9 protein-coding genes are annotated in these 9,588 nt (G+C 25.0%); 8 read left to right on the forward strand and 1 reads right to left on the reverse strand.

Annotated features, from left to right (window positions below; all coding sequences use genetic code 4):
• The first annotated feature begins 357 nt into the window (after positions 1 to 357).
• The 6 genes from ACJA22_RS03315 to ACJA22_RS03340 all read left to right on the forward strand — a co-directional run bounded on the left by ACJA22_RS03315 (position 358) and on the right by ACJA22_RS03340 (position 7,156).
• Positions 358 to 666 (forward strand): hypothetical protein, encoded by a 309-nt coding sequence (locus tag ACJA22_RS03315; RefSeq protein WP_406616854.1) that lies wholly within the window; start codon positions 358 to 360, stop codon positions 664 to 666.
• A 475-nt stretch (positions 667 to 1,141) separates the two neighbouring features.
• A complete protein-coding gene (locus ACJA22_RS03320; protein ID WP_406616855.1) occupies positions 1,142 to 1,444 on the forward strand; it encodes a hypothetical protein in 303 nt (100 codons plus the stop codon).
• A gap of 194 nt (positions 1,445 to 1,638) precedes the next feature.
• Positions 1,639 to 2,271 (forward strand): Fic family protein, encoded by a 633-nt coding sequence (locus ACJA22_RS03325; protein ID WP_406616856.1) that lies wholly within the window; start codon positions 1,639 to 1,641, stop codon positions 2,269 to 2,271.
• Positions 2,272 to 2,533: 262 nt separating this feature from the next.
• Positions 2,534 to 4,060: a hypothetical protein gene (locus ACJA22_RS03330; protein ID WP_406616857.1), complete on the forward strand. Its 1,527-nt coding sequence runs from the start codon at positions 2,534 to 2,536 to the stop codon at positions 4,058 to 4,060.
• A gap of 262 nt (positions 4,061 to 4,322) precedes the next feature.
• Entirely contained in the window at positions 4,323 to 5,771 is a 1,449-nt protein-coding gene (locus ACJA22_RS03335; RefSeq protein ID WP_406616858.1) for a hypothetical protein, read from the forward strand.
• A 299-nt stretch (positions 5,772 to 6,070) separates the two neighbouring features.
• Positions 6,071 to 7,156, forward strand: a complete 1,086-nt coding sequence (locus ACJA22_RS03340; RefSeq protein WP_406616859.1) for a M42 family metallopeptidase — start codon at positions 6,071 to 6,073, stop codon at positions 7,154 to 7,156.
• A 144-nt stretch (positions 7,157 to 7,300) separates the two neighbouring features.
• Here ACJA22_RS03340 and ACJA22_RS03345 read toward each other — a convergent pair whose 3' ends face one another.
• Positions 7,301 to 8,122 (reverse strand): hypothetical protein, encoded by an 822-nt coding sequence (locus tag ACJA22_RS03345; protein WP_406616860.1) that lies wholly within the window; start codon positions 8,120 to 8,122, stop codon positions 7,301 to 7,303.
• 86 nt (positions 8,123 to 8,208) lie between these two features.
• Between ACJA22_RS03345 and ACJA22_RS03350 the strand changes: the two genes are divergently transcribed.
• Complete coding sequence (locus ACJA22_RS03350) at positions 8,209 to 8,907, forward strand: hypothetical protein (RefSeq protein ID WP_406616861.1); 699 nt, start codon at positions 8,209 to 8,211, stop codon at positions 8,905 to 8,907.
• Between the two features lie 33 nt (positions 8,908 to 8,940).
• Complete coding sequence (locus tag ACJA22_RS03355; protein ID WP_406616862.1) at positions 8,941 to 9,378, forward strand: ion channel; 438 nt, start codon at positions 8,941 to 8,943, stop codon at positions 9,376 to 9,378.
• Positions 9,379 to 9,588: the final 210 nt, after the last annotated feature.

The raw sequence follows: 9,588 nt of genomic DNA on the forward strand, positions 1-9,588 counted from the left end.
TTTTGTGCATTAGTTATATTAATAGCATATTTAATATTCAGATATAAAACTAGGTTTTTCCAAATAACACTATTTTTTAAAACAAAATACTACGAAAAAGATATTAAGGTAAATCCAAAAGTAATTAAGTTTTACTTAAAAATTCATAATATAATTGGCGCGTCTATGCTTTTTTTGTTCGTTATAATGATTTTGCGTGTAAATTTATCTTACTTTTTTAGAGATAAAGACGGTAGTCATCTTTCTTTTCTCTTGACATATTTAGTATGTATTCCATTTGCTGTATTTTTATTTATTGCTATTCCAACTCTTATGTTTAATATGTTTTTGAGAAAATTTTACAAAGATAGTTGTTTAATGGGCGATGATTTATTATATGAAAGATTAGTTAATGATGATAGTCAAAGTGAGGCATACCAAATTAATTTTGATGAAAAAAACATATTACATTTTGAATGAGAAAACAATAATAAAAAAGGAAAAATAGTTTTAAAGAAAATTAACAGAAGTTCTAAATATGCTAAATATTGAGTTTATTTAAGTTCAATAATGAATTTTAACAAATTAGAATTAAAGAAAAATAACAATACTTATCCAATCACAAAATACTCATTTCGTAATGAACTTAATAAATATTGAAATGATGTAACATCTCAAGAAAAATAAATTAAAATTAGTACACTAGCGTGTTTAAGCTAAAAACAAGGAGGAAAAATGAATTCTACTATTAATAGCTCTGGATCTACTGTTCTTAATATACCTTTAATTATTATTTCAGTAGTTTTCCCATTTTGTGCATTAGTTACATTCATCGTTTTTTTAATATTCAAACATAAAACAAGAATTTTACAAATAACACTATTTTGTAGAGGAAATTATTACGAAAAAATATTAAGTTAAATCCAAAAGCAATGAAGTTTTATTTAAAAATAGTTAATGCAATTGGTGCATCTCTGGGTTTATTTTCATTAATTGTATTCATTTTGCATATATCACTGTTATATGTTTATAGAGATAATAGTCATCTTTCTGAAGGCTTAACATATTTAGTATGATTCACAACTTTTGTATTTGGATATGTTGGCCTTCAAGTTCTTTTTTAAATATCTTTGCATGAAAATTTTATAAAGATAATTCTTCAATGAGCGATGATTTATTGTATGAAAAATTGATTAATGATGACAATCAAACTGATGCATATCAAATTAATTTTGACGAAACAAACGTACTAAGTTTTGAATGAGAAAACAATAATAAAAAAGGAAAAATAGTTTTACGGAAAATCAATAGAAATTCTAAATATGTTCAATATTGAGTTTATTTAAATTCAATAGTGTATTTCAACAAATTAGAATTAAAGAAAAATAATAATATCTATCCGATCACAAAATATTCATTTCGTAATGAACTTAATAAATATTGAAATGAATCAATAGTTCAATAAAAGTTTACTAGCAAGTTGTCGGGAATTTATAATACATTAGAAGACTCACAATTTAGAAAATTATAATTATATAAAGATTATGGCAATTTGATTTTCTATCAAAATTTAAATAACTTTCTTAAAAAGTATGGCAACAAAGAATATATATAATTACAAAAGAAATATTAAACTAAACCGAGAAATGAGCTTTAAATATGAAGACTAGTATCATTGTTAAATATATTTATGAATTAACTACATACGCTGCAAATTTAGAAAATGTTAATATCACTGTAAAGCAAACAAAACGAATGATTAATGATTTAAGTGCTCTACCTTTAAGTCAATATGAACAATATATTGTTTTGAATTTATACGATGTATATAAGCAAATTGCCAATGAAGAAATCCAATACAATAAGAAAAATCCATTAATTACTTTAATGAATATTAATAAAGTAATTGGTAATCAAATTATTTATCAAAACGGTACATTAAGACAGGGTCATGTTGAAATTACTGGTACTTCATATACTCCTAAACCAGTTTCTTATGAAGAAGTTAATAATTTAATTTTAAATACTTTATATGAAATGAATGAAGACAATATTTTACTTTTACATTGTAAATTAATGAAAATTCAACCTTTTAATGATGGCAATAAACGCAGCACAATGGTTTTTAGTAATTTATTATTAAACAAATATTTTAATAAGATTTTATTAATTAAAAATAAAGACATAGATAAATATAGAGATTTATTTATTGAGTATTATGAAACTGATGATAATAAACAATTTATTAAATTTTTAAAACAAAGACTTATTTCACATAGTAATAAAATGTAGATAGTATTATATATATGTAGTTTATAAGATTCATTCCAAAAGTAAAAGTCCCAACATTTAAAAATGTCGGGATTTTTCTGTCCTTTTGGTAAAATAAAAATGCTTAAATGAAAGGACAACTTAATTATATATGAAAAACGATAAAAAAATTTTCTGTGCTTTGGTTAGAAGTAAAAATTGTGAAGTGAACTTCAAAAATACGATACTTATAATAACTTCAAAAATAACGAATTTTTAACTTTTTGGTATCTTTATTTATGCTATGAAAAAAATTGAAAAAATGAATTGTTCTAATTATGAACTTAGAAATGAGTACAGATTAGAATTTATAGCAAAAAATATGAATAAATCCATCACTTGAATTAGTAAATATTTGCAAATTAATTGGCATACAGCAAAGAAACTTAGAGATAAAGTGTTAAACAATTGCTTAATTATTTCTCATAAAAATAAAGGTAATCAACACCATAGAAAAATTAGCACTAATAGGATTGATGAGTTGATTAATGAATATCTCACTTTTATTGATGATGTATATGACCGAAAATGCGATTGTTCTGTTTCATTAATATTTTTTTATGATTATTGCTTAAAAGATTTTGACAAGAACAATATGACTTATAAATCATTCATAAAGAATCTGGTTGCTAAGGGTTTTTATTCAAAAAATATGACCAAGAAAACAAAGAAAAAAGCAAGAGAAAATTTAAGAAAACTTAAAGAAAATAATGGAGATGTAATAGCAATAAAAAGATTAATTAAATATAATGAAACTATGGAAACGACAATGTTTAAAGCAAGAAAATGTAGAGATAATAACCTTGGTTTTGGTGAAATAGTTGAACTTGATGCTTGTGAACATCGTTGAATGAATGGCGAAAAATCTAATATTTATGTAGCTGTAGATTCATCAACTTCAAGAGTTTTAGCAGTACATATTGAACAAGAAGAGACTAATCTAGGCTATATGAAATTATTGGAAGATTTATTTAGAAATTATGGTAAACCAAAAATAATTAGAACTGATAAAAGAAGAACTTTTTGAGGTACTGATTATTCGGATACGCCTTTAAAACAGTATTTAAATTCAAAAGGTATAGAACTCCAAAGCTCTAGTATTGCCATTTTTAAACCTCATGTTGAAAGAGCAAATAATTCTCTACAACAATTCTTACCTCCATATTTACATTTAAAGAAAATAAAAACATTTGAAGATTTTATTCACAATAAAGAAGAAATCATTCAAGCTTATAATAAAAGAAATAAAAAAGATTATGAGCACAAGAAAAATATATTTTCTAAAATGGATGAAAGTCAATGTAGTGTCTACTTAACAATAAAAAGAAAGATATACGCATCAACTGTACAATTTCAAAATAAGTTTTATGTTGCTGTTAATGAAGAAAACAAAAGGCAATTTATTTCGCCTGATGACGATGCTGCATTTATTATTAAAAGTGATGGAAGTTTATGTTTCTCAATAAACCAAAAAGAATACAAAACTGAAATTTTAAAAGACAAGGAGCTAAATGATTTTCAGCAATTTTGTATTCACTTTAAATTTGATTCTAGTCAGTCATATTCGAAAGAAATATATCAATGATCTAAAAGAGGCTATTCTTTTTATAGAATGCTTGATGACTTAGTTTTTAAGCTTAAAGAAGCTTTAATTAAGTTTGATCCAGATGATGAAACATTAAAGAATATTGTTGTTCAAAACGATGAAATTCTAGAGTTTTTCCATAAATGACTTTTAGAAATAGAATCAAAAAATCTCGACGTCATTTAAACGCAAAGATTTTAAAATTTTAAAACTATAATCTACCCAAGATGATTATAGTTTTTTCTTTTAAAAAAGAAGAATTTTAATGTTTTTCCAATAATTAATTGTGAAGTGAACTTCAAAAATACGATACTTATAATAACTTCAAAAATAACGAATTTTTAACTTTTTGGTATCTTTATTTATGCTATGAAAAAAATTGAAAAAATAAATTGTTCTGAATTATGAACTTAGAAATGAGTACAGATTAGAATTTATAGCAAAAAATATGAATAAATCCATCACTTGAATTAGTAAATATTTGCAAATTAATTGGCATACAGCAAAGAAACTTAGAGATAAAGTGTTAAACAATTGCTTAATTATTTCTCATAAAAATAAAGGTAATCAACACCATAGAAAAATTAGCACTAATAGGATTGATGAGTTGATTAATGAATATCTCACTTTTATTGATGATGTATATGACCGAAAATGCGATTGTTCTGTTTCATTAATATTTTTTTATGATTATTGCTTAAAAGATTTTGACAAGAACAATATGACTTATAGATTATTCATAAAGAATCTGGTTGCTAAGGGTTTTTATTCAAAAAATATGACCAAGAAAACAAAGAAAAAAGCAAGAGAAAATTTAAGAAAACTTAAAGAAAATAATGGAGATGTAATAGCAATAAAAAGATTAATTAAATATAATGAAACTATGGAAACGACAATGTTTAAAGCAAGAAAATGTAGAGATAATAACCTTGATTTTGGTGAAATAGTTGAACTTGATGCTTGTGAACATCGTTGAATGAATGGCGAAAAATCTAATATTTATGTAGCTGTAGATTCATCAACTTCAAGAGTTTTAGCAGTACATATTGAACAAGAAGAGACTAATCTAGGCTATATGAAATTATTGGAAGATCTATTTAGAAATTATGGTAAACCAAAAATAATTAGAACTGATAAAAGAAGAACTTTTTGAGGTACTGATTATTCGGATACGCCTTTAAAACAGTATTTAAATTCAAAAGGTATAGAACTCCAAAGCTCTAGTATTGCCATTTTTAAACCTCATGTTGAAAGAGCAAATAATTCTCTACAACAATTCTTACCTCCATATTTACATTTAAAGAAAATAAAAACATTTGAAGATTTTATTCACAATAAAGAAGAAATCATTCAAGCTTATAATAAAAGAAATAAAAAAGATTATGAGCACAAGAAAAATATATTTTCTAAAATGGATGAAAGTCAATGTAGTGTCTACTTAACAATAAAAAGAAAGATATACGCATCAACTGTACAATTTCAAAATAAGTTTTATGTCGCTGTTAATGAAGAAAACAAAAGGCAATTTATTTCGCCTGATGACGATGCTGCATTTATTATTAAAAGTGATGGAAGTTTATGTTTCTCAATAAACCAAAAAGAATACAAAACTGAAATTTTAAAAGACAAGGAGCTAAATGATTTTCAGCAATTTTGTATTCACTTTAAATTTGATTCTAGTCAGTCATATTCGAAAGAAATATATCAATGATCTAAAAGAGGCTATTCTTTTTATAGAATGCTTGATGACTTAGTTTTTAAGCTTAAAGAAGCTTTAATTAAGTTTGATCCAGATGATGAAACATTAAAGAATATTGTTGTTCAAAACGATGAAATTCTAGAGTTTTTCCATAAATGACTTTTAGAAATAGAATCAAAAAATCTCGACGTCATTTAAACGCAAAGATTTTAAAATTTTAAAACTATAATCTACCCAAGATGATTATAGTTTTTTTCTTTTAAAAAAGAAGAATTTTAATGTTTTTCCAATAATTAATTTGTTTTAAAAAAATCGTTATTTTTGAAGTTCAGTTCACAAAAAAAGAAGAATTTTAATGTTTTTCCAATAATTAATTTGTTTTAAAAAAATCGTTATTTTTGAATTTCAGTTCACAAACCATTTATTCAATTGCTAAACATATACGAAAATAAAAGTATAATATCTAAAAAATAATTATTAATAATAAGGAGAGCAAAATGGCAAATTATGATGAATTAAAAACAAAATTAAAGAAATACATGGCTATTGAAGCTATGTCTAGATATGAAGAACCAGTTGTTGAAGAATTAAAAAAGAATATTAAAAGTAATAAATTAGAATTTTCAAGAGATGGTTTCGGATCATTAATTATTAAAAATAAACCTAAAGTTAAAAATGCTCCTAAAGTAATGATTGCTGCTCACATGGATGAAGTTGGCTATTTAATTAGAAGTATTGAAGATAATGGTAACTTATTAGTTTCAACAGTTGGTGGTGTTTGACCAGTTGCTGTAATTGGAACTAAAGCAAAAGTTGTAACAAATAGAGAAAATAAAGCGATTTATGGTATTTTTGGACATACATCAATTCATATTTTAGAAACTGAAAAAAGATTAAAAGCGCCTACAGAAAAAGAATTATTCGTAGACTGCGGTTTTATGTCAAAACAAGAAGCAATTGATTTTGGAATTGAAGTTGGTGATAGAGTTTATATGTCAGGTGAAACTATTGAAATGCCTAATAATTTAATTGGTGGTAAAGCAATGGATAACCGTGCTGGTGTTACAGTTATTGATTTATTAGCTAATAGAATTAAAGATATGGACTTACCTAATGAAACATATATTGTTGGAACCGTTCAAGAAGAAGTTGGAACTCGTGGTGCTAAAACTAGTGTAAGCATTATTAACCCCGATGTAGCGTTCGCTATTGATACAGGTGCTTCACATGATACAACCGGATGTATTAAAGGAACTCCAGTTTTAGGAAAAGGTGCCGCATTATTAATTCAAGATAGAGCTGTTATTACAGATCCTAAATTAGTAAATATGTTAGTTGATATTGCTAAAAAACACAATATTCCAGCTTATAAATACATCGCTGAAGGTGGTGGAACTGATGGTGCTGAATTGCAATATGGTCAAGGCGGTGTTCCAACTATCACATTAAGTTTACCTCAAAGATACTTACACTCACCTATTGGAGTTTGTTCATTAGTTGACTTACAAGCCGCTTTAGATTTAATCACTGAATTCTTAAAAGTATTTGATACCAAAATGCTTAATGAATTAAAAAGTAAATAGATAATTTTTAGAATCTTTACATTACGGTGTAAAGATTTTTTTCATGCAAAAATAAAACATCACATCATAAATTGTTATTATGAGTGTGATGCTATTTAATTTATTTATTTAGTTGTTTTATAGTATTTTTAGAAAAATATAAGTTTAATTATTGTGATTAAAAATCATATCGTAAACTAATTTTTCATAATAATCAAATGGTTGAGTTTCACCATGAATAAATACTTCTTTGCAGCCTGGAATATGAGTATAAAACTCGAATAATCCTCTCTTATGTTCTTTATAAAAAGCTGCTTGTTTTGAAGGTTTTTGATTTGAATTATTAATTGCAAAATTCTTTAGAACCTTAGTTGAAATTTTTAAATTAACACGATTAATTATTAGAGTTACATCATTAATAGTTGTTAAAGGATTATTGTTTAATTCTGTTACAACATTTAAATTTTCAGAATCATCAGCAACTAATTCATTATTCATTGTCTTTCATTTAGTTATATTTTTCTTAACGCAAATATATCTTCCAAAGAAATAAAAGATGATAATCGAGCTAATTGAAGTAATGGCTAAGATAAAAATATTTAAAGCAGTTTCTTTTAGAGATGAAGAAAGTAAAATTGCTTTCAATATAATAGTAAATAATATATAGTATATCGTTGTAGCAACTGTAAAAATTAATCATAATAGCGTAATTACAAATAAACTAACTCATAATTTATTAATTTTTTTACCGGTAAATTCTAAGACATCAAAGAATTCATTAGACATACGTTTGTCTTGTTTATTGCAAACTTCTCTAGTAATTCTACCGTGATAAAAATACATTTTATTTTCTGTTGAAAGTCATATTGCTATTAAAAGTGCAAAAATGATTACTGGAAACACAATTAAATTAATAATTCATGAATACATTAAAATAAAATTAGATAACAAACTACCAAAATCATTTGTTGTTTGTGTATTTTCCATATTAATAACCTCCTTTGATATACTTATTATAATATTTTGTTGTAATAATTTAATTTAATACTAAAAATAAAAAGTATAATTTAACCATGAATTTATTAAATATAAAACAAAACACAGTGCAAAATAGTTGCGCGACACAGTTAGAGAAAAATCCTCTAAAATATTTAAGCATTGTTTTTGGACCTGAAAGTGATTTTCCCAAAGTCGATGATCCAAAACAAAAATATAAAGCGATAGTATCAAGAGTATTTAGAGACATCTATTCTGTTATAGTTGGAATTATTATTCTTTTTAGTTTCGTAAACTTTTATTTGCAAAGAGAATTTAATAATATTCACAACTTAACAGTTAAAAATATTGAATTATTTACATTCTTTTTCTTGATTTTTGATTTAGTAATTCACTGAGTAACCTACCCGGCTCGTGATTATACACATGTCAAAATATGGAAATCAGTTTTAACTTATCCACTGACCCCTGGTTTTTGAGTTTTAATTATTTCGATTTTACCATCGTTATATGTAATTAATATTTACACCGGACACGATTATAAAGTTTTAGAAGCTTTTAAAGCATTCAAATTCTTACGTATTTTAAGATTGATTATGCTTTTGAACATGTTCCCAGTCTTTTCAAGAATGGCAAAAGCTTTAAAAAATGACAAAGTAATTTTAATTAACGTTATTATATTCGTTTGCTTGTTATTAGTATTATTTAGTTTAACTATTTGATATACTGAAACTCAATGAGTTATTGAACAAGCTAGAGCAATGTACATTACTTAATATGAGCATTTACATCCTGGCAAAGCAGTCGACATGCAAGGTTTTATAGCTAACCAAGAGTATTGAGTAAATGAATGTTATGAAACTAGTCCAGCTGGATCTTCAACAGTTAGAAATTTCCCAGAAGCCCTATATTTCAGTGCTATAACACTAACAACGATAGGTTATGGAGGCTTTACGCCTAAGAGTCCATTTTCAAGAATGATCGTACCTATTATTTCAATTGTTGGTATTGCAATTATTGCTATCCCTGGTGGTGTTATCTCGGCTACCGTTATTACATCAATTAAGGAATCAAAAACCGCTAAGAAAGCAGAACCTGAAAAAATTTCTGAAGCTAAAAATGAATTTTATAATATGGTCGATAAAGAAATTGAAAGATTAGCAAATAAAATTGTGGATGAAAGAGAACGGCTTAAAAAACTGGAAAGTAAAGCTGAAAAAGAGAAAGAAAATAGTAATAAAAAATAGTATTTATCATTATTTCAAATTAGGTTTAAGTTAATTTAAACCTTTTTTTATTTTTCTAAGTATTCGTAAAATTATTTAGAATGAACTATTTAGAATGATTACAAGAAATTAACAAATTTGCCAAATTTATTTGTTTTATAGTGTTATTTGGATAAATTAGGCTATAAATGTATCTAATAGGTATTTAAATTACTTTGTTATAATATAACA

Origin of the sequence: Mycoplasmopsis adleri, assembly GCF_045276205.1 — a bacterium.
Lineage (GTDB): Bacteria > Bacillota_I > Bacilli_A > Mycoplasmatales > Metamycoplasmataceae > Mycoplasmopsis > Mycoplasmopsis adleri.